Annotated in this window: 17 protein-coding genes; 4 read left to right on the plus strand and 13 right to left on the minus strand. The window is 63.1% G+C overall.

The window, feature by feature from the left end; translation table 11 throughout:
* Window positions 1-260: 260 nt before the first annotated feature.
* The 5 genes from astE to MYY08_RS03675 are packed head-to-tail and all read right to left on the minus strand — an operon-like array spanning window position 261 to window position 6,374.
* The gene (gene astE, locus MYY08_RS03655; RefSeq protein WP_038626416.1) at window positions 261-1,268 is read right to left on the minus strand and encodes a succinylglutamate desuccinylase; all 1,008 of its coding nucleotides are present in this window, start codon (window positions 1,266-1,268) and stop codon (window positions 261-263) included.
* Window positions 1,269-1,325: 57 nt separating this feature from the next.
* Window positions 1,326-2,657, minus strand: a complete 1,332-nt coding sequence (gene astB, locus MYY08_RS03660; RefSeq protein ID WP_288013237.1) for an N-succinylarginine dihydrolase — start codon at window positions 2,655-2,657, stop codon at window positions 1,326-1,328.
* Window positions 2,657-4,126, minus strand: a complete 1,470-nt coding sequence (gene astD, locus MYY08_RS03665; RefSeq protein ID WP_190296796.1) for a succinylglutamate-semialdehyde dehydrogenase — start codon at window positions 4,124-4,126, stop codon at window positions 2,657-2,659. The genes astB and astD overlap by 1 nt, the downstream gene beginning before the upstream one ends.
* Window positions 4,123-5,157: an arginine N-succinyltransferase gene (gene astA, locus MYY08_RS03670; protein WP_038626422.1), complete on the minus strand. Its 1,035-nt coding sequence runs from the start codon at window positions 5,155-5,157 to the stop codon at window positions 4,123-4,125. The genes astD and astA overlap by 4 nt, the downstream gene beginning before the upstream one ends.
* The gene (locus tag MYY08_RS03675; RefSeq protein WP_038626423.1) at window positions 5,157-6,374 is read right to left on the minus strand and encodes a bifunctional succinylornithine transaminase/acetylornithine transaminase; all 1,218 of its coding nucleotides are present in this window, start codon (window positions 6,372-6,374) and stop codon (window positions 5,157-5,159) included. The genes astA and MYY08_RS03675 overlap by 1 nt, the downstream gene beginning before the upstream one ends.
* A gap of 500 nt (window positions 6,375-6,874) precedes the next feature.
* Here MYY08_RS03675 and MYY08_RS03680 point away from each other — a divergent pair, with 500 nt between their 5' ends.
* Genes MYY08_RS03680 through MYY08_RS03690 form a run of 3 tightly spaced genes read left to right on the plus strand, consistent with a single transcriptional unit; the run spans window position 6,875 to window position 9,492 of the window.
* Window positions 6,875-8,311 carry a cytochrome ubiquinol oxidase subunit I gene (locus MYY08_RS03680; RefSeq protein ID WP_038626425.1) on the plus strand — a complete coding sequence of 479 codons (1,437 nt, stop codon included), beginning with the start codon at window positions 6,875-6,877 and terminating at the stop codon, window positions 8,309-8,311.
* Window positions 8,311-9,321 (plus strand): cytochrome d ubiquinol oxidase subunit II, encoded by a 1,011-nt coding sequence (gene cydB, locus MYY08_RS03685; protein WP_038626428.1) that lies wholly within the window; start codon window positions 8,311-8,313, stop codon window positions 9,319-9,321. The genes MYY08_RS03680 and cydB overlap by 1 nt, the downstream gene beginning before the upstream one ends.
* Window positions 9,322-9,339: 18 nt before the next feature.
* Window positions 9,340-9,492, plus strand: coding sequence for a DUF2474 domain-containing protein (locus tag MYY08_RS03690; RefSeq protein WP_071883742.1), 153 nt, complete (start codon window positions 9,340-9,342; stop codon window positions 9,490-9,492).
* Window positions 9,493-9,571: 79 nt separating this feature from the next.
* Here MYY08_RS03690 and MYY08_RS03695 read toward each other — a convergent pair whose 3' ends face one another.
* From MYY08_RS03695 to MYY08_RS03730, 8 genes are all read right to left on the minus strand, one after another.
* Entirely contained in the window at window positions 9,572-11,023 is a 1,452-nt protein-coding gene (locus MYY08_RS03695) for a YchO/YchP family invasin (RefSeq protein WP_081981797.1), read from the minus strand.
* Between the two features lie 157 nt (window positions 11,024-11,180).
* Window positions 11,181-12,005 carry a uroporphyrinogen-III C-methyltransferase gene (gene cobA, locus MYY08_RS03700; protein ID WP_038626429.1) on the minus strand — a complete coding sequence of 275 codons (825 nt, stop codon included), beginning with the start codon at window positions 12,003-12,005 and terminating at the stop codon, window positions 11,181-11,183.
* Window positions 12,002-14,644 carry a nitrate reductase gene (locus MYY08_RS03705; protein WP_288013247.1) on the minus strand — a complete coding sequence of 881 codons (2,643 nt, stop codon included), beginning with the start codon at window positions 14,642-14,644 and terminating at the stop codon, window positions 12,002-12,004. Before MYY08_RS03705 ends, cobA begins: the two co-directional genes overlap by 4 nt.
* Window positions 14,641-18,726: a nitrite reductase large subunit NirB gene (nirB, locus tag MYY08_RS03710; RefSeq protein WP_288013249.1), complete on the minus strand. Its 4,086-nt coding sequence runs from the start codon at window positions 18,724-18,726 to the stop codon at window positions 14,641-14,643. Before nirB ends, MYY08_RS03705 begins: the two co-directional genes overlap by 4 nt.
* A gap of 10 nt (window positions 18,727-18,736) precedes the next feature.
* Complete coding sequence (locus MYY08_RS03715) at window positions 18,737-19,525, minus strand: ABC transporter ATP-binding protein (protein WP_038626436.1); 789 nt, start codon at window positions 19,523-19,525, stop codon at window positions 18,737-18,739.
* Window positions 19,526-19,535: 10 nt separating this feature from the next.
* Window positions 19,536-20,414: a nitrate ABC transporter permease gene (gene ntrB, locus MYY08_RS03720; RefSeq protein WP_038626437.1), complete on the minus strand. Its 879-nt coding sequence runs from the start codon at window positions 20,412-20,414 to the stop codon at window positions 19,536-19,538.
* 10 nt (window positions 20,415-20,424) lie between these two features.
* A complete protein-coding gene (locus MYY08_RS03725; protein WP_038626438.1) occupies window positions 20,425-21,675 on the minus strand; it encodes a CmpA/NrtA family ABC transporter substrate-binding protein in 1,251 nt (416 codons plus the stop codon).
* 238 nt (window positions 21,676-21,913) lie between these two features.
* Window positions 21,914-23,161: a nitrate regulatory protein gene (locus MYY08_RS03730; RefSeq protein WP_288013255.1), complete on the minus strand. Its 1,248-nt coding sequence runs from the start codon at window positions 23,159-23,161 to the stop codon at window positions 21,914-21,916.
* A gap of 158 nt (window positions 23,162-23,319) precedes the next feature.
* Between MYY08_RS03730 and MYY08_RS03735 the strand changes: the two genes are divergently transcribed.
* The coding region (locus MYY08_RS03735) for a methyl-accepting chemotaxis protein (protein WP_288013258.1) at window positions 23,320-25,008 on the plus strand (1,689 nt) is incomplete at its 3' end.

Here is a 25,008-nt window from a genome sequence, read left to right on the forward strand (position 1 = left end):
GTACTCAGTTCATGAGTAAAGCCCTGAAAGCATAGAAGATAAAAATGCAGCAATCCTGGAGAGAATAAGAAGATTAAGGTGAGGAATTGCAAAAAAATATGACACTGTGCGGAATTTGGCGGGAATTGTGGAGAAGTGTAACCCCTGGGACAGAATTGAGGAAAGAAAAAGTTAACGCGCGCTGAGTAGAAAGGCAGCGCCCGTTTTTCGGCGGCGAGCCTGCCGCCCGGCTGACAGCGTCGCCCTGTCCGGCGGCGTGGTTATTTCAGGCTTTCGCCGCTAAGCAAGGCGTTGTGGGCGTTATCTTCCACCAGCATCAGTCCGGCGCGCAGCCCTGTCGCCACGTTGGGATTGGGAAACAGCACATATTCCCGCGCCTGCTGCACGAAATAGCGCGTTTCGCCATCCTCCGCCAGCAGGGTTCCCTGCGGAAAGGCGGTAAAGTTCAGCGTTTCCGGTCCCATATGGAGAGCGAAACGTTCGCTGTTGCGCGTAATCTGCTGCGATACGCGATAGCGGCGCGGCGGCGCGGCGCCATCCGGCAGCGCGTCGCCGAACAGCAGCGCGGCCAGCGCCTGCTGCGCCGCCGCGAACTGGGTCAGATCGTTCTGCCCGAAGGGAAGCGCTTTGCCCAGCTCCAGCGTAGAGCTGGCGGCCTGAAAATGTTCACAGCTGTAATGGGTAAAGGTGCCGCCCGGCGCGCGATGAAACACCAGCGCCTCCATGCCTGCCGCCGCCAGCCAGTGCATAAAATCGTCGGGCCACGGGCGCTGGCTGTGGGGCATTACGCCGAAGCGCGTATGGTAAGAGCCGCGAATCGCGGTATGCAGATCGAGATGCCAGCGCACTTCCTGATGCGCGCCCGCCTGCCAGAAGGTTTCCAGCGCCTGCTCCAGACGCCAGGCGCGCTGCGCTTCGGGACACTCTTCAAACTGCTGCCAGCGACCGCCGAACAGCCGGTTCAGATCGCAGCGCAGATAGCGCTTGTTGGCGCGCAGCGCAGGCGGATTGCCCAGCAGCACCAGCAGCCGCACCGCCAGCGGCGTCTCGCCCTGCAGCAGCTGCGTAATAAGCTGATTAACTATCTCCACCGGCGCGGTTTCATTGCCGTGAATGCCAGCGGAAATCGCCACCGCGTGCTGCGTTGGCGTCAGGGGGGTCAGTTCAAGAATGCCTTCATCCAGCCACTGCCAGCGCAGATGCGGCAGCGTCCCGCTGGTAACGGCCGGCGCATGGCCGGAGAGCGTTTGTTGTAACAGATCCTGCATGACATCTCCTGTGACGCGGAAGCCGGCGGCGTCGGGCCAGACGCCGCCGCATCGGTTTTATTCCTGCTGGAATGAATAAACACTTCCTAAGTCTAGCAAACGCGTCAGCGCGTCCAGCGCTTCACGTCCTTCGGTCAGCAGTTGCGGGTCGGCCAGGTCAGCCTGAGAGAGCCGATCGCGATAATAACGGTCGACCCACTGGTTCAGCGTGTCGAACAGACGATCGTTCATCATCACTGCCGGGTTCACCGCCTGCTGCTCAACGGCGTTCAGCGCCACGCGCAGGCGAAGACAGGCTGGCCCGCCGCCGTTGCACATGCTTTCGCGTAAATCGAACACCATCATCTCACGAATCGGCCCACCGTTCTCTACCAGTTCGGAAAGATAACACCAGACGCCGTTATGCTGACGCGCTTCCTGCGGCAGCACCAGCAGCATATCGCCGTTGTCGCGGCTCAGCAGCTGACTGTTGAACAGGTAGGTAGAAACCGCGTCGGCGACCGATACGCGCTCATCGGGGACGATCACCGGCGTAAAACCGGGCACTTTTTCGCTCAGCTCCGCCAGCAGGCGTTCCTGATGCAGAAACGCCAGCTGATGACAAAACAGCACATGACGGTTGCTGACGGCGATAACGTCATTATGGAACACGCCCTGGTCGATCACCGCCGGATTCTGCTGGGTAAAGATCGTGCGCGCCGGATCGAGCTGATGCAGTCGGGCCACCGCCTCGCTCGCTTCGCGGGTCTGACGTGCGGGATAGCGCGCCGGCACCAGTCCACTGTGCCCCTCTTCACGGCCATAAACGAACAGCTGCACGCCCGGCTCGCCGTAATCGCCGCCGAAGCGGTTATGGTTCGCCGCGCCTTCGTCGCCGAACAGCGCCACCTGCGGCAGAGCATGATGATGAGCGAAATAGCGCTCGTCGCGGAAAATCGCACGCAGCAGCGCGCCGGTGGTCGGCGCTTCGATCGCCCGGTGGAATTTGTTGTTCAGGTTGGCGACGGTAAAGTGCGTTTTGCCGTCGGCGCTGTCGGCGGAAGGCGATACGGTAGCGGCGTTCGCCACCCACATTGCCGAGGCGGAGCTGACGGCGGAGAGCAGCTGAGGCGCCTGACGCGCCGCCTTTTCCAGTACCTGCGCGTCCGTGCCGCTGAAACCGAGCTGGCGCAGCACCGGCAGATTCGGCCGCTCATGCGGTGGGATCACCCCCTGCGCGAAACCGGCGTCCGCCAGCGCCTTCATTTTCAGCAGGCCCTGCTTCGCCGCCAGGCGGGGATTAGAGAGCTGATGCTGATGACGCGTGGAGGCTTCATTGCCGAACGACAGTCCGGCGTAGTGGTGCGTCAGCCCCACCAGCCCGTCAAAGTTGACTTCTTTGGCTTTCATCAGCGCGTCTCCTGGCGATGGCTGAAATCAACGCCCGGCGCCAGCGTGGCGGGCAGGGTCAGTTCCGGGGTTTCCAGCGAGGCCATCGGCCAGGCGCAGTAGTCCGCCGCGTACCAGGCGCTGGCACGGTGGTTGCCGGAGGCGCCAATGCCGCCGAAAGGCGCGGTGCTGGCGGCGCCGGTCAACGGCTTGTTCCAGTTGACAATGCCCGCGCGCGCCTCAATCAGCAGCTGGTCGAATTTCTCGCGCTGCGGCGAGATCAGCCCGCACGCCAGACCGTAACGCGTGGCGTTCGCCAGCCGAATCGCCTCGTCAAAACTGTCGTAGCGCACCACGGCGAGCAGCGGCCCGAACACCTCTTCGTCCGCCACCTGCTTCACGCCGGTGAGATCGATAATCCCCGGCGTCAGCAGCGCGCTGTCGCGCGCCGGCCAGCGCATCTTCAACAGCACCTTGCCGCCGAGGGCGATGCGTTTTTGCCACTCCTGATAAATATGCTCCGCCGCCTGCGGTGAAATTACGCTGCCCATAAAAGGCTGCGGCTCATCGTTCCAGCGGCCGATGCGCAGCTGCTGCGTCACCTCAACCAGCCGCTGCAGGAAGGCGTCCCCCTCCGCGCCGCGCTTTACCAGCAGCCGACGCGCGCAGGTGCAACGCTGACCGGCGGTAATAAAGGCGGACTGCACGGCGATCCAGACCGCCGCGTCGGTATCAGGCGCATCCTCGACAATCAGCGCGTTGTTGCCGCCCATCTCCAGCGCCAGCATCTTCTCCGGCTGGCCAGCGAACTGGCGATGCAGCTGATAGCCGGTGTTGGCGCTGCCGGTAAACAGCACGCCGTCAATCTGCGGCTGCTGCGCCAGCGCCTGTCCGGTCTCGCGGCCGCCCTGCACCAGATTCAGCACGCCCGCAGGCAGGCCCGCCTCCAGCCAGAGACGCACGGTTTTTTCCGCGGTCAGCGGCGTCAGCTCGCTGGGTTTAAATACTACGCAGTTGCCCGCCAGCAGCGCCGGAACGATATGACCGTTGGGCAGATGGCCGGGGAAGTTATAAGGGCCGAACACCGCCAGTACGCCGTGCGGCCGATGGCGCAGCGCGCTTTCCGCCTCCTGATGGGTGCCGGTGCGCGTGTGGTACGCCTTCACGGAAATGGCGATCTTGTTGATCATCGCCTGCACTTCCGTCTGCGCCTCCCAGCGTGGCTTGCCGGTTTCGCGTGCGATGGTCTCGCTCAGTTCGCCTTTATGCTGCTCCAGCTGCGCGGCAAAGGCTTCTACCAGGGTCTGACGCGCCGAAAACGGCAGCCGCGCCCAGGCGGGAAAAGCGGCGCGCGCGGCGTCGCAGGCGGCGGCCACCTGTTGCGCGTCGGCGGCGTTGCCGCGCCACAGCGGGGCGCCGTCCACCGGATCGGCTTTGCTGAAGCTCTCGCCGCCGCCCGCGATCCATTGTCCATTAATACAATGCGTCATGCTTTTTTCTCCTCGCCACACAGTGGTACAACCCGCAGCGCGTCGCCGGGCTGACAGCGTAAAATTTCCGCGGCGTCCGCCGGCACGCGCAGCCTGTTCTGCTGCGTATCGGCGCGCAGCAGCAGCACGCGGAAGTGGTGATAGTTGTCGTTGCTGACCAGGCAGAGCGGCAGATCGTCCCCGCTCGCCTCGCCTTCCTCCATGGTCATCAGGCGGCTTTTGCGCACCGCGCGGATGCGGTCAATATCGCACTCCAGCGTCGGACCGCCGTCGAAAATATCGACGTAGTTCTGATAACGGAAACCTTCCGCCTCCAGCACCGCGCGCGCGGGCGCGGTTTGCGGATGCACCTGGCCGATTACCGCCTGCGCCTCCGGCGAAAGGTAATGCACATAGAGCGGATGCTTCGGCATCAGCTCGGCGATAAACGCCTTTTGTCCGGTGCCGCTGAGAAAATCGGCCTGGGTAAAGTCCATCGAGAAGAAGTGGCTGCCCACGCTTTCCCAGAACGGTGAACGCCCCTGCTCATCGCTTACCCCGCGCATCTCCGCCACCACTTTGGTCATAAAGCGATCGCGGAAAGCGGCCATAAAAAGAAAGCGCGATTTCGACAGCAGATAGCCGTTTTTGCCGTCGCGCCGCGACGGGTCAAGGAACAGCGTGCAGAGTTCGCTGCTGCCGGTATGATCGTTGCACAGCGACAGCGTCGCCAGGTTGTTATAAACATCCAGCTCTTTCGAGGCGTGCACCTGGGTGCCGACGCGAAAGTTGTACCAGGGGTCCTGCAGACCGACCGCCACCTCAATGGCGCAGATACCGCACGCCAGGTGGGTTTCGCTGTCCGCCAGCACAAAGACATAGCCCTGCTCGGCGCGCGGCAGCGTATCCTGCCAGGTCTGAATCGAGCGCTCGATGCGCGCCGCCAGCGTTTTGCTGTCGGCTGGCAGCGAGGTCAGGCCGCCGCCGGTTTTACCCGCCAGCGCCATCAGCTGCGGCAGATCGTCGCGCTCAACGGGACGGATATACATCATCAGGCGCCTCCTTTTACTATCGCTTCGCAGGCGCGCTCAAAACGGGCCAGCCCCTCTTTCACATCCTCTTCGCTGATAATCAGCGCAGGCGCGAAACGGACGACGTTGGCGCCGGCGATCAGTACCATCACGCCCTCCTCGGCTGCCGCCAGGCTAATCTGCTTCGCTTTGCCGCTGAAATCTTCGTTCAGCACGCCGCCGATCAACAGACCGAGACCGCGCACCTCTTTAAAAAGGCGCAGGCGCTGGTTGATGGCGTTCAGCCCCTCGGTAAACCAGCGGTGGCGCAACTGCACCCCCTCCAGCACCTCCGGGCGGTTGATCAGTTCCAGCACCTTGCCGCCCACCGCGCCCGCCAACGGGTTGCCGCCGTAGGTGGTGCCGTGGCTGCCGACATTCAGCGCCGACGCCAGCTTTTCCGTGGTCAGCATCGCGCCAATGGGGAAACCGCCGCCAAGCGCCTTGGCGGTGCTCAGTACGTCCGGCGTCACGCCGTAGTGCATATAGGCGTAGAGCGACCCGGTGCGGCCGACGCCGCTCTGCACTTCATCAAAAATCAGCAGCGCGTTGTGACGATCGCAGAGCTCGCGCAGGCCGCGCAGGAAAGCGGGTTCCGCCGGCAGCACGCCGCCTTCGCCCTGAATCGGCTCGACGATCACCGCGGCAGTCTGCGCATTGATCAGCTGCGCCGCCGAATCGAGATCGTTGAACACCGCATGATCGATGCCGCCCGGCAGCGGCGCGAAATCTTTTGAATAGGCGGGTTGGCCGCCAGCGGTAACGGTAAACAGCGTGCGGCCATGAAAAGCGTTTTTAAACGCGACGATATTGCTTTTCTCCGGGCCGAAATGGTCATGGGCATATTTACGCGCCAGCTTCAGCGCCGCTTCATTCGCTTCCGCGCCGGAGTTACAAAAAAAGACGCGATCGGCGAAGGTGGCGTCAATCAGCTGTTTCGCCAGGCGCAGAATCGGCGCATTGGTAAAGCCGTTGCCGGTATGCCAAAGTTTGGCCGCCTGCTGCTGCAACGCCTGCTGAAGTTCCGGGTGCGCATGTCCCAGCGCGTTCACGGCGATGCCGCCGGCAAAATCGATATATTCCTTGCCGTTCTGATCCCACAGACGCGAACCTTCAGCGCGATCGGGCACAAAGCTGGCAGGAGAATAAGCGGGAACCATCCAGCGATCAAAATCCTGACGAGAAACTGACTGTTGCATAGCGGCCTCATAGCATCACCCGAAGGGTGAATCAAAAGTTTAAATTATGTTAATGAAATGATTCATTGCAGCTCTACTCTAGATTGCACGCTTCATGCCAGCCAGCGTTATAAATGCATAAACCGATCCGCCACACCTAAAATCAATCACTTACAACCCAGCGATATTCACTCTTAATGCATAAATAGTGAATAATTATCTGAGGCGTCGGCATTGGCGGGAGATCCGAGAGCGGAATTATGCAGAGAGAAAATAAAATATTGCTTTTGTGATCCTGAATAACATTTGCTGTTAAAACAGGGCAAAACAGGCGCGATAAAAAGGCGTGATGCCTCGCTATGGTGCAACGCCACCGATTACTGTTATAGCTGATTCGTTATTTTCTGTGTCTGTTATACCTATCATTTCTGTGTTTTACTGAACCCTCTTCTACACTTGTTGTGTTATGGCAAGGACTCATCCTTTTTTGGAAGTTAAATAATGAACATTTCGAGGTGGCTATGTTCGGTTTAGACGCGTTCGAACTGGCAAGGATACAATTCGCGTTCACGGTCTCTTTTCACATTATCTTTCCGGCAATCACCATTGGCCTCGCCAGTTTTCTGATGGTGCTGGAAGCGTTGTGGCTAAAAACCCGTAATGAAACCTGGCGCGATCTGTATCATTTCTGGTTGAAGATTTTCGCTGTGAACTTTGGTATGGGGGTGGTATCCGGTCTGGTGATGGCCTATCAGTTCGGCACCAACTGGAGCGGATTCTCCGCCTTTGCGGGCAGTATCACCGGCCCGCTGCTGACTTATGAGGTGCTGACCGCCTTCTTCCTGGAAGCTGGCTTCCTTGGGGTGATGATGTTCGGCTGGAATCGCGTCGGGCCAGGGCTGCACTTCTTCTCTACCTGTATGGTGGCGCTGGGCACCCTGATGTCGACCTTCTGGATCCTTGCCTCCAACAGCTTTATGCACACGCCGCAGGGTTATGAAGTGGTTAACGGTCAGCTGATTCCGGCAGACTGGTTTAAAGTGGTCTTTAACCCCTCTTTCCCTTACCGTCTGCTGCATATGGCGACCGCTTCTTTCCTTACCACCGCCTTCTTCGTCGGCGCATCGGGCGCATGGCATTTGCTGCGCGGCAATAAAAGCCCGGCCATTAAGCGTATGTTCTCGATGGCGATGTGGATGGCGTTGATCGTCGCGCCGATTCAGGCGGGCATCGGCGACGCCCATGGCCTGAATACCCTGGAGCACCAGCCGGCGAAAATCGCCGCGATTGAAGGCCACTGGGAAAACCCGCCGGGCGAAGCGACGCCGCTGATCCTGTTCGGCCTGCCTGATATGGAAGCGGAAGAAACGAAATACGCTGTCGAAGTCCCGGTGCTGGGCAGCCTGATTTTGACCCATAGCCTGACTAAGCAGATCCCGGCGCTGAAAAGCTTCCCGCCGGAAGATCGTCCGAACTCCACTATCGTTTTCTGGTCCTTCCGCATTATGGTGGCGATGGGCCTGCTGATGATTCTGGCGGGCGTCTGGAGTCTGGTGCTGCGTCTGCGCGGTCGCCTGTATGACCAGCGCCTGTTCCACCGCTTCGCGCTGCTGCTGGGACCTTCCGGCCTTATCGCCATCCTGGCGGGTTGGTTCACCACCGAAGTGGGACGTCAACCGTGGGTGGTTTACGGGCTGTTGCGCACCCGCGACGCGGTCTCCCATCACGGCACGCTGCATATGTCGCTCAGCCTGCTGGCTTTTATTCTGGTTTACGCCTCGGTGTTCGGCGTCGGCGTCGTCTATCTGCTGAAGCTGATTGGCCGTGGCCCGCAGCCGTTCGTCGATCATCCGCCGAAAGGCGGTCCAGGCACGCCGCGCACCCCTGCGCGCCCGCTCTCCGCCGCCGATGAATCGCTTGATGAGCGTAAGAAAGATGAACTGGGAGGAATTAAATAATGGGTATCGATCTTCCGCTGATCTGGTTCATCATCATCGTGTTCAGCATTCTGATGTACGTGGTGATGGACGGTTTTGACCTCGGCATCGGGCTGCTTTATCCGATGGTGCGCGAAAGCAAGGACCGCGACGTGATGATGAACACCGTCGCGCCGGTCTGGGACGGCAACGAAACCTGGCTGGTGATGGGAGGCGCGGGACTGTTCGGCGCCTTCCCGCTCGCCTATTCGGTGATTCTGGACGCGCTGGCGATCCCGCTGACGATTATGCTGATCGGGCTAATTTTCCGCGGCGTCGCCTTTGAGTTCCGCTTCAAGGCGACCGAATCGCACCGCGCCTTCTGGGATAAGTCGTTTATCGCCGGCTCCTTTCTCGCCACCTTCGCGCAGGGCGTGGTGCTGGGCGCCTTCCTGAACGGCTTCCCGGTGGAGGGCCGCGAATGGGCGGGCGGCGTGTTTGACTGGATCAGTCCGTTCAGCCTGTTCTGCGGTCTGGGACTGGTCGTCGCCTATGCGCTGCTGGGCGCTAGCTGGCTGATTATCAAAACCGAAGGGCATCTGCTGCAAACCATGCGCAAGCTGGCGCGTCCGCTGCTGCTGGCGCTGCTGGTGGTGATGGCCATCGTCAGCGTCTGGACGCCGCTGACGCACCAGGCGATCGCCGATCGTTGGTTCACAACGCCGAACCTGTTCTTCTTCCTGCCGGTGCCGATTCTGGTGCTGCTGGTGTCGTGGGCGCTGTGGCGCAACGCCTGGCTGCCGGATGCGCACTATGCGCCCTTTATCCTGACGTTGGCGCTGGTATTCCTCGGCTTCAGCGGGCTGGGCATCAGTATCTGGCCGAACCTGATCCCGCCGGATATCACCTTCCGCGCCGCCTCATCGCCGCCGCAGAGCCAGGGCTTTATGCTGGTGGGCGCGCTGTTTATTATCCCGTTAATCCTGGTCTACACCTTCTGGAGCTATTACGTGTTCCGCGGCAAGATCGATCCTGAGCAGGGTTATCATTGACAGGAGGAAAGGATGGAAATGCAACGCATGACGCGTAAAACCGCGAAGCAGCCGCTCTGGCGGCGGCTGCTGTGGATGGCGGCGATCTGGGCGGGCAGCGTGCTGGCGCTGTTTGTCGTCGCCAGCCTGTTCCGTCTGTTGATGACCGCAGCGGGACTAAAAGTGCATTAAACTCAACGGGGCCGTTTCACAGCGGCCCCGCTTTTTTAAGGGCGATCGCCCTTCTCTTATGTCTGCTATTGCAGCGCATTCAGAGCGATGGCGCGGCGTCGGCCGCGGGCGCCATCAGGTCGAAGCGATCGTGCCCTGACTCCAGCGCCATCGGCGGCGTCAGCTGCAGCGTGATCCAGTTTGAGGTGACGCGCTGCTGTTTATTATCCTCCACCGTAACCGACAGGCGATACTGATTGCTGGCGCCCGGCGTGCTGTCCCAGGCGGGCATAATCACCGTCCAACCCTGCGGGCTGCGGTTATCGGGCGGCGGCGTCAGGCTCAGCGCCTGCGTGTCGCCCTGCCAGCTGACGGCGGTAATGGGATTGGCGGCGCGGATCTGTAATTTCAACGGCAGCGTTTCACCGGGACTTAATTGCCAGGGCGGCGTCGCCAGGAACACCGACAGCGTTTTACGCTGGCGGAACTCCAGCACCGGCGTGGTGTTGCGTTCAACCAGATCGTAACGGCTGCCGCGCAGCGAGCGCGCCTGCGCCACGTTGTCGGCGGAAAGCTGCTTGCTCAACGCCACGCCGGGACGATAGTTGATACGCATTCCCAGCTGATCCTGCGACTGACCGCTTTCGCCCTCTTTATGCGAGGCGGTAAAAGTGAGCAGCGGCACCGGGGTATAATTGACGCCGACCTTCACCGACACCGGATTTTTCTCCGGGCTGCCGTTATTGAACAGATCGACATTATTGCCGAGATACTGCTCCCAGGTGACCGATACGCCGAGCTGACGATAAAACGGCAGATAGCCCTGAGTGGTGATGTCGTAACCGCGCGCCATGCGGCTCTGCTGGGTAAGGCTGCTGTTGCGCCACCCGCTGAGCGGCGTGTAGTAATTAGCCGACAGGCGCAGGAAATCGCTCCAGGCCTCGGTGCCGAGCGACGCGCGCTGCAGGCCGGAATCGAACTGGCGATCCACCAGCGCGTTATAGCCCAGCAGCCATTTGCCCGCCGCCCAACGCTGCCCCAGTCCGGCATTGCCGACCAGACCGTCATCGGTCTGGGTAACGCCCAGCTGGGAAAAGGTCAGATATTGATAGTTGTCCTGCCAGGGCGTCAGCAGCTGTCCGCCGCTGCCGTTAAAGTTGCCTTCCCTGTCCACCTGTAACGAGAGCTGCGCCGTGCCGTAGGGAGAGAGCAGCGACTGCCCTTCATTCACCAGCCGGTCGGCGATCTCGTCGCGAAAGTGGTTAAAGGCCCAGACGCTCGCCTGTTCGCCGAACGAGACATCGCTCGCCTCTTTGCTCGCCTCGCCGATGCTTTTGGCGATCTGCGCCAGGCGGGTGGAGAAAGCGTGAGAATCGTCGGCCACGCCCAGCGTCGGCAGCTGCTGCTGCATGGTGCTGAAGCGCGCCGGATCGTCGAACGGCGCGTCGGGCACCCGCGTCTCGGTCTGGAACGCCAGGGCGTCAGGCAGCCAGGCGGCGCTGCTCAGCAGCAGTGTGAAGGTGGTTTTTATCAGTCGATGCGTTAATAACATAGCGGCGTCAGGATTAGCTTAATCTCTCATGATGGGTGGCCGTCCAGCGTTGAGTAAGCCCTTAGCTTAGCATAATTGTGAACTGGATCATGATTATCCCGGCGCGGCGTGGCTCCGAAAAACGCGCTGTTCTGATAATAAATCGCGGCATTGATGATCAGTTTCGCACCGCCATACTTTCCATCCGCGGTTCCGCCTCTGCCCGGTAAAGCGACACCACCTCGCCGACGATTATCAGCGCGGGCGACTGTGGCTGCTCCCGGTGCAGCGTCTCTTCCAGCGTCGCCAGCGTGGCGATCAGCACGCGCTGATCGCGTCGCGTGCCGCGTTCGACAATCGCCACCGGCGTGTCCGCCGCGCGCCCATGCTGACGTAACTGGCTGCTCAACTCCGCCCCCCACGTCAGCCCCATATAAAACACCAGCGTCTGGCTGGCGTCCTGCCAGCCTGCGCCCGTCAGCTGCGGGCGGCCCGCTTTGCCGTGTCCGGTGATGAAGCGTACCGACTGCGCGTAGTCGCGGTGCGTCAGGGGAATGCCGCAGGCCGCCGCGCAGCCGATGGCGGCGGTGATGCCCGGCACGATATGACAGGGAACGCCCGCCGTCTGCAACTGCTGCATCTCTTCGCCGCCGCGACCGAAAATAAACGGGTCGCCGCCCTTCAGCCGCACGACCTGTCGTCCGCTGCGCGCCAGGTCGATCAGCAGCTGGCTAATCTGCTGCTGCGTCATGCCGTGAAAGCCGGGCGTCTTGCCCACATCAAGCGCCAGCGTCGTCGGCGGGATCAGCGCCAAAATTTCCTCGCTGACCAGCCGATCGTAGACCACCACATCCGCCTCGCCAATCAGGCGCAGCGCCTTTAACGTCAACAGCTCCGGGTCGCCCGGTCCGGCGCCGACAAGCCAGACGCAGCCCTGCGCTGATGGCGCCCGTTCTTCCGGGCCGTTTAACAGTTGGTTCAGTAAAGGTAGCCGCTGCGTCATGATCCTCTCTCCTCTGCCGCCTCAGCCTGCTGAGGCGCGTAATGCTCAATCAGTTTTTTCAGCTCCGGTATGCAGGAGCCGCAGTTGGTGCCGCACTGCAACCGCTGACCCAACGCAGCGCAGGTCAGCGCTCCCTGGCGCACGGCGGCGGCGATCTGCCGTTCCCCGACGCCAAAGCAGCTGCAAATGGTTTTGCCGCGCGCCTCGCCCTGCGCCGCGCGCCCGGCAAGCAGCGCGAAACGCGCCTCCGGCGTATCGGGCGGCTGCCGAAAGGCGGCGGCGATGAGCGCATCGTCGGTCTGAGGTCGCCGTGCGGCGCTGTAAAACGCCAGCATCACCTTACCTTCGCGCCAGGCGATCAGATGGTGAAACGCCTGGCCGTCCTCCGCCTGCTGCACAATCCAGTCAGGGCGCAGCAGCGCCTGAAGCCAGCGGCGCGGGTCCCCATCGTTCGCCAGGCTAAAGCGCGTGACCCCCTCCGGCATCGGAATACGGCACCACCACTGCACAGGCGGCAGCATGACGTTGTCACTAACAAATAATATTCCCTGCCAGCCGCAGCGCCAGGGATGGATGCGCACCGGCGTCTGCTTGCTTTCCGGCTGGCCGGAAATGGCGCAGCGCCACGGCGCTACCAGGCGCCCCACGTTGCCCTCCGCGCAGTAGCGCTGGTTCCAGTGCATCGGCACGAACAGCGAGCCGGACGTCTGATCCTCCGTCAGAATGGCCCGCGCCAGCATCCAGCCGTGACGCGACTGGATACGCGCCAGCGCATCGGCCTGAATGCCGTAGCGCGCCGCGTCGTCGGGATGCAGCGCAACAAACGGTTCGGCGTCGTGCTGCATCAGGCGCGGCACCAGTCCGGTGCGCGTCATGGTGTGCCACTGATCGCGAATGCGGCCGGTATTCATCGTCAGCGGCCATCTCTCGCTTACAGCCTGACGCGGCCCGACGGGAGTCATCGGCAGCAGACGCGCCTTGCCGTCGGGATGATAAAAGCGGCGCGCGCTGAACAGACGAGCGCAGCCGGTCGGGTAATCGGCGTTCACCGGCCACTGGACCGGCGTCAGCCGATCCCACTGTTCATCGCTCAACTGCGCCAGCCCGCTGATATCGAAGGCGCGCCTGCCGTGATTTTCAAAACCGGAAAGCGCGGCATGTTCACGGAAAATCGCTGCCGGATGACGCCAGGCGAAGGCGTCGCCGTAGCCAAGCCGCTGCGCCACCTGCGCCAGCATCCACCAGTCGGGCCGCGCCTCGCCCTGCGGCGGCAGGAAGCTGCGCTGGCGCGAGAGGCACCGCTCCGAGTTAGTGACGGTGCCGTTCTTCTCGCCCCACGCCTGCGCCGGCAGCAGGATATCGGCAAATTCGCCGGTATCGGTGCTGCGCATCACGTCGGAGACAATCACCAGCTCGCAGCGCCGCAGCGCCTGCGCCACGGCGTGACCGTCGGGCAGCGACACCGCCGGATTGGTGCCCATGATCCAGACCGCCTTCACCTCGCCGCGGCCGATGGCCTGAAACAGATCGACCGCCTTCAGCCCCGGCGCGGTCGCCACGCGATCGCTGCGCCAGAAACGCCGCAGACGATCGACATTTTCCGGGGTGAAATCCATATGCGCCGCCAGCTGGTTCGCCAGGCCGCCCACCTCGCGTCCGCCCATGGCGTTGGGCTGGCCGGTCAGTGAAAAGGGCCCGCAGCCCGGCTTACCGATTTTGCCACTGTAGAGATGCGCGTTAAGAATGGCGTTGCACTTGTCGCTGCCGCTGGCGGATTGATTGATGCCCATGCACCAGAGCGTCAGCGTCCGTTCGCTGTCAGCGAAGAGACGGTAAAACTGCTCGACCTGCGCCAGCGGCAGCTGACAGGCGGCGGCCACCCGCTCCGGCGTCCAGGGCGCGGCGGCGGCCAGCGTCTCCTCCACCTGGGCAAGATGCGGCAACATGGATTTGTCGCCGCCGCCGTGCACCTCCAGCCAGCGCAGCAGACCGTTACACAGCGCGCCGTCGCTGCCGGGCGTAAGCGGCAGATGCAGGTCGGCCAGATCGCAGCTGGCGCTGCGGCGCGGATCGATGACCACCACGCGCAGCGCCGGATTAAGCCGTTTCGCCTGAACCAGCCGCTGAAACGCCACCGGATGCGTCCAGGCGGCATTCGAACCCATCAGCACGATAAGATCGGCGCGATCGAAGTCGTCATAGCAGCAAGGCACCGCATCGGCGCCCAGCGCGCGTTTGTAGCCGCTGACTGCCGAGGCCATGCAGAGCCGGGAGTTGGTGTCGATATTGCCGCTGCCGATAAAGCCTTTCATCAGCTTATTGGCGACGTAGTAATCCTCGGTCAGCAGCTGACCGGAGGCGTAAAAGGCGACGGCATCCGGGCCATGCTGCGCAATAATGGCGCGCAGCCGCTGAGCGACCTCATCCAGCGCCCTTTCCCAGGGGACGCGCCGTCCGGCGACCAGCGGCCAGAGCAGCCGCCCCGACGGCGTCAGCGTCTCCGCCAGCGCCGCGCCTTTCACGCAGAGGCGGCCCGCGTTGGCCGGATGGTCGCCGTCGCCGCTGACGCGCCAGCTTTCGCCCTCCCGCTTCGCCTCCACGCCGCAGCCGACGCCGCAGTAAGGACAGGTGGTTTTCATGACGCCTCCGCCACGCGCAGGTCTTCCACCGCCAGCGGCGCGCTGGCGACCAGCACCCGCCCGCCGACGATGCGCACCGGCCAACAGCGCAGTTGTAAATCATCTCTGTCGAGCGCCATGCCGTCGCGCAGGCGGAAGCGTTGTTTATAGAGCGGCGAAATGACGATCGCCTCGCCCGCCACATCGCCCAGCAGCCCGCGCGACATCACGCTGGCGTCGCTCTCCGGCTCGCGGTCGTCAAGGGCGTAAACCCGGTCGTCAAAGCGGAACAGCGCGATGCGCTGCGTCCCAAGCCGGGCGCCGATGCCCGCCTGAGGCGGAATCGCCTCCAGCGCGCAGATATCACTCCAGGGTTCGGCGGGCAGCGACGGCGCGTTGACGCGCGGCGCGCCCGCAGGCCGGATCTGGCCGCGCTCCTCACGCCAGCGCAGGGTTTCATCCGGGCGCTCGTCGTTGACGGTGGCGCGGAACAGCTGTAACCGGTCCGGCGAGGCGAGCGTGGTGCGCCATTCGCACTGCCAGCTCTCCACCACCTGCTGCATTTCGCGTTCCAGCTCGGCGCAGATGCCGAGGCTGTCGCCGATCACCACTTCGCGCAGATACGCCAGCCCGCCTTCGAGGTTATCCATCCAGACGCTGGTGCGTTGCAGGCGATCGGCGGTGCGGATGTAGAACATCAGCAGGCGATCGACATAGCGAATCAGCGTTTCATCGTCGAGATCGCTGGCGAAGAGATCGGCGTGGCGCGGCTTCATGCCGCCGTTGCCGCAGACATAGAGGTTCCAGCCCTTCTCGGTGGCGATCACGCCGATATCTTTACTCTGCGCCTCAGCGCATTCGCGGGTGCAGCCGGAAACCGCCATTTTAATTTTGTGCGGCGCGCGCAGCCCCTTGTAGCGGTTCTCCAGCCGGATGGCGAAAGCGGTGGAGTCCTGCACGCCGTAGCGGCACCAGCTGCTGCCGACGCACGATTTCACCGTGCGCAGCGATTTGCCGTAGGCGTGGCCGGTTTCGAAACCGGCGTCGAGCAGCGCCTGCCAGATGGCGGGCAGCTTGTCGAGCGACGCGCCGAACAGGTCGATGCGCTGACCGCCGGTGATTTTGCTGTAGAGGTTAAAGCGTTCGGCGATCTGGCCGATGGCGATCAGTCCCTGCGGAGTGATCTCGCCGCCGGGAATGCGCGGCACCACCGAGTAGCTGCCGTCCTTCTGGATATTGGCGAAGTAGCGATCGTTCGTCTCCTGTAACGGCAGATGCTGCGGCTTCAGCAGATATTCGTTCCAGCAGGAGGCGAACAGCGACGCCGCCAGCGGCTTGCAGATTTCACAGCCGTGGCCGCGTCCATGCTTCGCCAGCAGCGCGTCGAAGGTTTTGATATTGCCGACGCGCACCAGGTGATAGAGCTCTTGTCGGGAGAAGGCGAAATGCTCGCAAATATCCTTTTTCACTTCGACGCCCTGCGCCGCCAGCTGATGTTCCATCACCTGCTTCACCAGCGCGCTGCATCCGCCGCAGCCGGTGGCGGCTTTGGTGCAGCTTTTCAGCGACGCCATATCGCCGCATCCCGCGCTGACCGCCTGGCAGATATCGCCTTTGCTGACGTTATGGCAGGAGCAGATCTGCGCCGTATCCGGCAGCGCCGCCACGCCCAATGCTCTGGTCGGCGCATCGGCGCTGCGCGGCAGGATCAGGCTTTCCGGCTGCGGCGGCAGCGCGATGCCGTTCAGCATCATCTGTTGCAGTTCGCTGTATTCGCTGCTGTCGCCCACCAGCACCGCGCCCAGCAGCGTTTTGCCGTCGGCGGAAACAACGATTTTCTTGTAAATTTCCTGCGGACCGTTGGTCCAGAGATAGCTCTGACAGCCTGCGCTGCGCCCGTGCGCATCGCCCAGCGACGCCACCTCCACGCCCAGCAGCTTCAGTTTGGTGCTCATATCGGCGCCGCTGAAGGCGGCGGGCTGCTGCGCCAGGTTGCTGGCGAGCACGCGCGCCATCTGATATCCCGGCGCCACCAGACCGAAAATCTGCCCCTGCCAGATCGCGCATTCGCCGATCGCCGCAATCGCCGGATCGCTGGTGAGACAGCTGTCGTCGATAACGATGCCGCCGCGAGTCCCCAGCGCCAGGCCGGCGGCGCGCGCCAGGTCGTCGCGTGGACGAATGCCGGCGGAAAACAGCACCAGGTCGCTTTGCAGCGTCGCGCCGTCGGCGAAGCGCAGCAGCAGGGAGCCGTCCGCCTGCGGTTCGATCTGGCGCGTTTCGGTCTGGGTATGCACCGTCACGCCCAGCGCTTCTATCTTACGCCGCAGCATTTGCGCGCCGCCTTCGTCCAGCTGCACCGCCATCAGGCGCGGCGCGAATTCCACTACGTGCGTTTCCAGCCCCAGCATCCGCAGCGCGTTCGCCGCCTCCAGCCCCAGCAGGCCGCCGCCGATCACCACGCCGCTTCGCGCGTGTGCCGCTCGCGCTTTAATCGCGTCGAGGTCGTCCAGCGTGCGATAGACAAAGCAGTTTTGCGCCTCGCGGCCGGGGATCGGCGGCACGAAGGCGTAAGAGCCGGTGGCCAACACCAGCCGATCCCAGGCCATTTCGCGGCCTTTTTCATCACGCACGCAGCGGCGCTGACGATCGATGGCGATAACCTTTTCGTGACAACGTAACTCAATACCGTGTTCGGCAAAGAAATTTTCGCTGACCAGCGACAGCGCCTGAGCGTCGCGACCGGAGAAGTAGTCGGAGAGATGAACGCGGTCATAGGCGCTGTGCCGCTCTTCACCATACACCACGATGTGATAGCGCAGATGCAGCTCTTTTTGCACCAGCTGTTCAAGAAAATAGTGGCCAACCATGCCGTGACCAATCACCACCAGAACCGGTTTGCTCATCGTTTTACTCTCCACAGCCTCAGGCTGCCCATCGTTATCGAAATCAAATAGCGTGGAGGCGTCCACCGCCGCGCCGCGTTGCAGTTTTTGCAGCAGCGGCCCCGCCGCTGAAGTATCGCCGTACAGGATGACGCCGGACAGACGACCGTCGCGCAGCGTCAACCGTCGATAGCGCTGGCTGAGCGGATCGAGGGCGGTCAGCACGCGGCTGCCCGGCGCATCGTTGGTTTCACCCGCGCTGAAAATATCGATGCCGGTGACCTTAAGCCGCGTCCCCGGCGGCCGGTAGTGAAAATCCGCCGTCGCCAGGCCCGCCAGTCGATGCGCCAGCACCTCTGCCTGCGCCAGACAGGGCGCTACCAGTCCAAAGGTCTCGCCGTCGATTTCACAACATTCGCCCAGCGCCGATACCCCAGGCACGGCGCTGCGCAGCTGGCGATCCGTCAGGATGCCGCGTCCGCAGGGAACGCCTGCCGCGCGCGCCAGCGCGGCCGCTGGCGTGATGCCGATGGCGATCAACACCTGTGCCGCCGTCAGCCGATCGCCGCTGGTTAAAGTGACGCTGTCAATATCTATCTTTGCCATGCTCTCGCCCAGCCGACAAACAATGCCGCGCCGCTGTAGCGCCTGCGCCAGTAGGTCGCCTGCGGCGGCGTCCAGCTGGCGATCCAGCAGCCAGCCGTGACGATGCACCAGCGTGACTTCGCGTCCGCGCAGGCGCAGCGCCGCCGCCGCCTCGATGCCGAGTAGCCCGCCGCCCAGCACCACCACCGGCCCAGGAATGCTCAGCATGCGCTCTACGTCCCGCAGGGTGCGAAACCCGCCGACGTGCGGCTGCGCGACGCCGGGAATGGCGGGCAGCGTCGGCTCGGCGCCGGTGGCGAACACCAGATGATCCCAGCGCAGGCGGCGACGGTCGGTGGTGAGCGTGCGCAGTCGGATGTCAATCGCCAGCACGCTTTCCCCCAGCAGCAGCGTCACGCCCTGCCGCGCATCTTCGTCCGGCGTCCGCAGCAGCGCAGCGTGAAACGGCTTTTCACCGCTCAGCACCGGCGACAGCTGAATGCGGTTGTAGCTCGCCTGCGCCTCACGGCCAATAACCGTGATGCGCCAGCGTTCGGGCGCCAGCGTCAGCAGCCGCTCCCGCAGTCGCGTCGCCGCCATGCCGTTGCCGATAATCACCAGTTCTTCAGGCATCTGCCGCTCCTCAGGCCGCATGGCTCTGCTTCTCATAGAGGAAATGCAGGATTTGCTGACGCAGCTGGTGATAGCGCGCATTATCCGCCAGCGCCACGCGCGAACGCGGACGCGGCAGATCGATGGTCAGCGTTTCTCCCAGCGTGGCCGCCGGGCCGTTGGTCATCATCAGCACGCGATCCGACAGCAGCACCGCCTCATCGACGTCATGGGTGATCAGCACAATGGTGGTGTTCAGCTCCTGCTGGATGCGCATCACGCTCTCCTGCAAGTGGGCGCGTGTCAGGGCGTCCAGCGCGCCGAACGGCTCATCCATCAGCAGAACGCGCGGCTTCATCGCAAGCGCGCGCGCAATGCCGACGCGCTGCTTCATGCCGCCCGACAGCTCGCCGGGCCGCTTATGGCTCGCGTGGCTCATCTGCACGCGCGCCAGGTTATGCGCGATCCACTCCTGCCGTTCCGCGCGGCTCATGCTCTGCTTAAACAACTGATCCACCGCCAGCGCCACGTTCTCGTGCGCCGTCAGCCACGGCAGCAGCGAGTGGTTCTGAAACACCACCGCCCGCTCCGGCCCCGGCCCGGCGATTTCGCGGTTGTCGCACAGCAGCACGCCCTCGCTGGGCAGCGTCAGACCGGCGATCAGGTTCAGCAGCGTCGACTTACCGCAGCCGGAGTGACCGATCAGACTGATGGTTTCGCCAATGCGCACATCGAACGATACGCGGTCCAGCGCCAGAAATTCGCCCTCGCTGGTGGTAAAGCGCTGGCTGACGTTTTGCACCTGTAGAATGTGTTGCATGTGCGGCCCCCTATTTATCCCAGTTGAAACGACGCGCCAGCAGCATCAGCCCCTGCTCCAGCAGCAGGCCCACCGCGCCGATAATGAAGATGGCGATCAGAATGTGTTCCACGTTGAGGTTGTTCCACTCGTTCCAGATCCAGAAGCCGATGCCCATGCCGCCGGTGAGCATCTCGGCGGCGACGATCACCAGCCAGGCGATACCGATCGACAGTCGCACGCCGGTCAATATCGCCGGCAGCACCGCCGGCAACAGGATTTTGCGCATCACCGTCCACTCCGGCAGGTTCAGCACCCGCGCCACGTTGAGGTAATCCTGCGGGATGCGCCGCACGCCCTCGGCGGTGTTGATGATCATCGGCCAGATGGAACAGATAAAAATGGTCCAGCTTGAGGCGGGCTCGGCACGCTGAAACAGCAGCAGGCCGATCGGCAGCCAGGCGAGCGGGCTGACCGGACGCAGCAGCGCGATCAACGGGTTGAACATGTCGGCGAGAAAGCGAAAGCGCCCAATCAAAAAGCCCATCGGAATGCCCACCAGCGCCGCCAGGCCGAAGCCGACCGCCACGCGCGTCAGCGACGCGATCACATTCCAGCCGATGCCGCGATCGTTCGGACCGCCGTCATAAAAGGGATCGGCGAACAGCGGCAGCGCCGCCTGCCAGGTTTTCAGCGGCGTGGGAAAGCCGCTGCTGCTCATCGCGGCGATCTGCCAGACGGTCAGCAGCAGCAGCAGGCCGCAGCCGAGCGGGATTAGCCGCCGCAGCAACGGTTTCAGGGATCTGTCGCGGCGACGCGGACGCGGCGGCGCGGGCGGCAGCGCTATCACCGGCGCCGCGCGACGCGTCGGTTCGCTGGTCAGGGGGACGATCTGAGCTTCATTTTTCATGCGGCGTTCCTCAGCGTTTAATGGCGAAACCGGTGGCCCAGGCGGCAGGATCGCTGCCATCCCAGACTCTGCCGTCGATCAGGGTGCTGCTGCGCATTTCGCTCTGCGGCACGGCGATATTGCCCACCGCGCTGGCGGCCTGGCGGTAGATGTCGGTGCGGTTGATGGCGCGCGCCACCGCCAGATAGTCGGGCTGCTGCTTCAGCAGGCCCCAGCGCTGAAACTGGGTGAGAAACCAGATGCCGTCGGAGAGCCAGGGATAGTTGACCGCGCCGTCGTGGAAAAAGCGCAGCCCGTGCGCGTCCTGCCAGCGTCGCCCCAATCCATCCTGATAGTGGCCGAGCATGCGCCCGGTAATGGTTTCCGCTTTGGTGTTGAGAAAGGCGCGCCCGGCGATGACCTGCGCCGTTTCGCGCCGGTTGGCCTCGGAAGCGTCTATCCAGCGCGCCGCCTCCAGCACCGCGGCGGTCAGGGCGCGCGCGCTGTTTGGGTTCTCGCCGACCCACTGCGCGCGGGTGGCGAGGATCTTTTCGGGGTGATCGGGCCAAACCTGCTGGCTGGTGACGACGGTATAGCCGACGTTGTCGCTGATGGCGCGCTGATTCCACGGCTCGCCGACGCAGAAGCCGCTCATATTGCCGATCTTCATGTTCATCACCATCTGCGGCGGCGGCACCACCAGCAGACGCAGTTGGCGAAACGGATCGATGCCGACGCTGGCGAGCCAGTAATAGAGCCACATTGCGTGGGTGCCGGTCGGAAAGGTGTGGGCGAAGCGATAGCTGCCCGGCTCGCTGGCGGCGACGCGCTTTTGCAGCGCTGCACCGTCGGTGACGCCCTGCGCCTTTAACTGGTTCGACAGGGTGATCGCCTGGCCGTTGTTGTTGAGCGTCATCAGATTGGCCATCGCCCGCTGCGGCCCGGCGATGCCAAGATGCAGCCCGTAGATCATGCCGTAGAGCGCATGGGCCGCATCCAGCTCGCCGGAGGCCAGCTTGTCGCGCACCGCCGCCCAGCTCGCCTCTTTCGACAGCTGCAGGCTGACGCCATGTTTTTTATCAAAGCCCTTCAGCGCCGCCATAACCAGCGGCGCGCAGTCGGTCAACGGGATAAAGCCGACGCGCAGCGACCGCTTTTCCGGCGCGTCGGAACCAGCGGCCCATACCGCGTTGCGCAATCCCGGCATCAGCAGCCCGCCCGCCGCAAAAGCGCCGCCAATCAGAAAGCGGCGGCGTGACGACATAAAATCCGCGTTGCTCATTCAGTGGCTCCAGCAAAAGGAATAAAAAAAGGCGTCCGCCGCAGAGCCTGAACCCTGCGACCGGACGCCTTTATCCAAAGCACTCATCTCACCGCCGTTGGCGAAACAAATGCACATAGTGTCTTCATGAGGTTGCAAACCGCGTGCCAGCTTTTTCAGGCCTACAGCGCGCGCTTTGCCGCCGCTGTCGTCTTCTGGCGCACTTTCGTGGCACAGCGGACGCACATTGTTTGTGCAGCTAACTCTTTTGAGTTAACGAAAAAGCGGAAGAGACCGCCACCAGCGCCTGCGCGATCTCCCAGACCCGTTTATTTTGATTCATCGCCATTTTGCGCAGCGTATGCCACGCCTGCTCCTCATCACACTGGTGATGCTGCATCAACAGCGCTTTGGCGCGCTCGATCTCTTTACGCTGCGTCAGCGCGACGCGCATCGCCGCCAGCTCGTCGCTCTGCGCCTGTAGCCGCTGCGCCTGCTGTTCCAGCATCGTCAGCAGCGAGCGGCTCAGCTGCGGCGCGACGCCGCCCGCATCCAGCGCGCCGTCGCCCTCCTCCAGCCAGGGTGCGGCCGCCACGTAGAGGCTGTAGCCCAGCCCGACGTGCGCAGTGGGCCAGTCGTCGTCTTCCGCCTGGTCGATCCTTTCGATGCAGCGGCGGCAGACGATCAGAATCCGCTGTTCCAGACGCTCTTCAATCTGCTTCATCGCATCAAGCCGTTCGCTCAGCAGGCGGAACCAGCGCTGCGCCTCGACGCCGCGCGTCGTCATGCCGCCGCAGGCGATGCGCCGCAGCTTTTCAATCTCCTGTCCCGCTTCGGCCACGGCGCGCCATGCCCGCAGGCTGTCGTCGTCAGCGAACTGAACGAAGGTGGCGAAGCTGCGATCCTGGCCCTCCAGCAGCGCGATCAACTGCCGCTGCGCCGTGCGGCTGAACGTACCGGCGGCGAACCCTGCCGCGCCGAGCGCGCGCTCCTGACCGGCCAGCTCTTTGCCCTGCATAAAGCTGAACAGCGCCAGCAGCGCGTGCGACATCTGCGGGTCGCTGGCGGTGTCCGCCGCCTCGACAATCAGGTGCAGCAGATGGCGGATAATTTCGCTGAACTGCTGCATCGCCTCCGCGTGCGGCAGCTGGCGCTGGCGCACCTGCGCGCGCAGCGTCGACAGCCCGCTCAATGCATGCAGCGCCAGCGCCGCGCGGTTGTAAAATCGGCTGCCGTCGGCGCGCCGCTGCGGCGTCGGCAGCAGGTCGATCATCGCGGCCAGCGCCTGGTCCGCCTCCTGCCGACGCGCGGTTAGCGCTTCTGCCGTCAGGCTCGCTTCAGCGCAGAGCCAGAGCGTCGAGGCGCCGCGTTCGCGCTGTAATGCATGGATCAGCGCGCTGATGCCGCTCAGCAACGCGCCGCTGGTCAGCAATTCCCGCAGGGCGGAAAGCTCGCTTTCACGCGACGCCGACAGATAACGCCTGGCGTACCCCATGGTATTCATCATCTTTTGCTCCGTTGCCCTGATGATTCAGATTAAGCAAAGTGCGTGCCACTTAACGTTGTGACGCAGCGATAACATTTACTTATATCCGGCATGTTTGCCTCAAGTTGGCTTCACTATCGACCGATATCAGGTAAAACCCTGTGACATGAGGCTTCACCATGCTCTCTTCAATACGCGCTCGTCTCGTCGCCATTACTACTGCCAGCGTGGTGGTGGCGCTTATCATCAACACCACGCTCAACTATCTGGTGGCGGAAAAATATAACCAGCAGGCGATTACCGATACGCTGGAAGCGGTCACCAACAGCCATGACGCGGCGATTGCCGAATGGGTAAGCAGCAAGTCGACGATGATCGCCTCGCTAACGCCGGTAGCGCTCAGCGCCGATCCGGTGCCCGCCTTTAAGCAGATCGCCGCGGCGGGCGGCTTTACCAACGTCTATGCCGGCTATGCCAGCAAAGTGGCGAAGTTCTCCGAGGCGGCGGGCATTCCGCCCGATTTCGATCCGACCGGCCGTCCGTGGTATTTGCAGGCGCAGGCGGCGGGCAAACCGATCGTGACGCCGCCCTATATCGATGTCGCCAGCGGCAAGCTGGTGGTCGCCTTTGCCGTGCCGGTCGTGCAGAACGGTACATTGCAGGCGGTACTGTCAGGCGACGTGGCGATGGACAGCGTGGTGGCGAACGTCGGCGCGATCCGGCCGACGCCCGCCAGCAGCGGCCTGCTGATTGATAAAAACGGCACCATCGTCACCACCAGCGATGCTGGCATGGCGCTGAAGCCGGTGAAAAACCTGCTGCCCGACCTTGACGTGCCCGCTCTGCTGGCAAGCCAGAAGCCGATGACGGCACGTCTTAACGGTGTGGATAAGCTGCTGCTGGCGAAGCCGGTCAACGGCACCGACTGGTATCTGGTGGTGGCGTTGGATAAAAATGAAGCCTCCGCCGGGATGCGCTCCCTGCTCTCCACCTCGGCGGTATCGCTGGTGCTGCTGGTCGTGGTCGCGGCGCTGATCATCGGCCTGCTGATCGGCGCGCTGATGCGCCGCCTGATCTCTATTCGCGATGCGATGCGCGCCATCAGCTCCGGCGACGACGATCTGACCCAACGCCTGCCGGTAACCGGTCATGATGAGGTGTCGCAGATCGCCAGCGCCTTTAACGCCTTTACCGACAAGCTGGCGACGGTGATGACGCAGCTGCGCGACGCCAGCGCCTCGGTGCAGGTCGCGGCCAATGAGATCGCCAGCGGCAACGCCGATCTCTCCGGGCGCACCGAACAGGCGGCCAACAACCTGCGCGAGACGGTGAGCGCCATGGACGCCATCAGTCATTCGGTGACCGACTCTACCCAGTCGGCGATGCAGGCCAATCAGCAGGCGGCCTCGGCGTCCGAGGCCGCTCGGCGCGGCGGCGAGGTGGTCTCCAGCGTGATCGCCACCATGGAGACGATCGAACAGGCCTCCGGTAAAATCGGCGATATTATCAGCGTGATCGACGGCATCGCTTTCCAGACCAATATTCTGGCGCTGAACGCGGCGGTGGAAGCGGCGCGGGCGGGCGAACAGGGGCGCGGTTTCGCGGTAGTGGCGGGCGAGGTGCGTAATCTGGCGCAGCGCAGCGCCCAGGCGGCGAAAGAGATCAAAACCCTGATCGACAGCACCACGGAGAGCGTGGCGGCCGGTTCGCGCTACGTGCGTATGGCGGGCGAAAGCATGACCAATATCGTCAGCAGCGTCGCCAGCGTCTCCGATATTATGGAGAGCATCACCCACGCCAGCGAAACGCAGCTGCGCGGCATTCAGGGCGTGCATCTGGCGATCGGCAAGCTCGACGAAATGGTGCAG

The organism is Mixta sp., from assembly GCF_024610815.1.
Classification (GTDB): domain Bacteria; phylum Pseudomonadota; class Gammaproteobacteria; order Enterobacterales; family Enterobacteriaceae; genus Mixta; species Mixta calida.

Bases quoted from the DNA above. Each gene is read 5' to 3' on its own strand.
- astE (WP_038626416.1), bottom strand. From the start codon at position 1,268: ATGCAGGATCTGTTACAACAAACGCTCTCCGGCCATGCGCCGGCCGTT.
- astB (WP_288013237.1), bottom strand. From the start codon at position 2,657: ATGAAAGCCAAAGAAGTCAACTTTGACGGGCTGGTGGGGCTGACGCAC.
- astD (WP_190296796.1), bottom strand. From the start codon at position 4,126: ATGACGCATTGTATTAATGGACAATGGATCGCGGGCGGCGGCGAGAGC.
- astA (WP_038626422.1), bottom strand. From the start codon at position 5,157: ATGATGTATATCCGTCCCGTTGAGCGCGACGATCTGCCGCAGCTGATG.
- MYY08_RS03675 (WP_038626423.1), bottom strand. From the start codon at position 6,374: ATGCAACAGTCAGTTTCTCGTCAGGATTTTGATCGCTGGATGGTTCCC.
- MYY08_RS03680 (WP_038626425.1), top strand. From the start codon at position 6,875: ATGTTCGGTTTAGACGCGTTCGAACTGGCAAGGATACAATTCGCGTTC.
- cydB (WP_038626428.1), top strand. From the start codon at position 8,311: ATGGGTATCGATCTTCCGCTGATCTGGTTCATCATCATCGTGTTCAGC.
- MYY08_RS03690 (WP_071883742.1), top strand. From the start codon at position 9,340: ATGCAACGCATGACGCGTAAAACCGCGAAGCAGCCGCTCTGGCGGCGG.
- MYY08_RS03695 (WP_081981797.1), bottom strand. From the start codon at position 11,023: ATGTTATTAACGCATCGACTGATAAAAACCACCTTCACACTGCTGCTG.
- cobA (WP_038626429.1), bottom strand. From the start codon at position 12,005: ATGACGCAGCGGCTACCTTTACTGAACCAACTGTTAAACGGCCCGGAA.
- MYY08_RS03705 (WP_288013247.1), bottom strand. From the start codon at position 14,644: ATGAAAACCACCTGTCCTTACTGCGGCGTCGGCTGCGGCGTGGAGGCG.
- nirB (WP_288013249.1), bottom strand. From the start codon at position 18,726: ATGCCTGAAGAACTGGTGATTATCGGCAACGGCATGGCGGCGACGCGA.
- MYY08_RS03715 (WP_038626436.1), bottom strand. From the start codon at position 19,525: ATGCAACACATTCTACAGGTGCAAAACGTCAGCCAGCGCTTTACCACC.
- ntrB (WP_038626437.1), bottom strand. From the start codon at position 20,414: ATGAAAAATGAAGCTCAGATCGTCCCCCTGACCAGCGAACCGACGCGT.
- MYY08_RS03725 (WP_038626438.1), bottom strand. From the start codon at position 21,675: ATGAGCAACGCGGATTTTATGTCGTCACGCCGCCGCTTTCTGATTGGC.
- MYY08_RS03730 (WP_288013255.1), bottom strand. From the start codon at position 23,161: ATGATGAATACCATGGGGTACGCCAGGCGTTATCTGTCGGCGTCGCGT.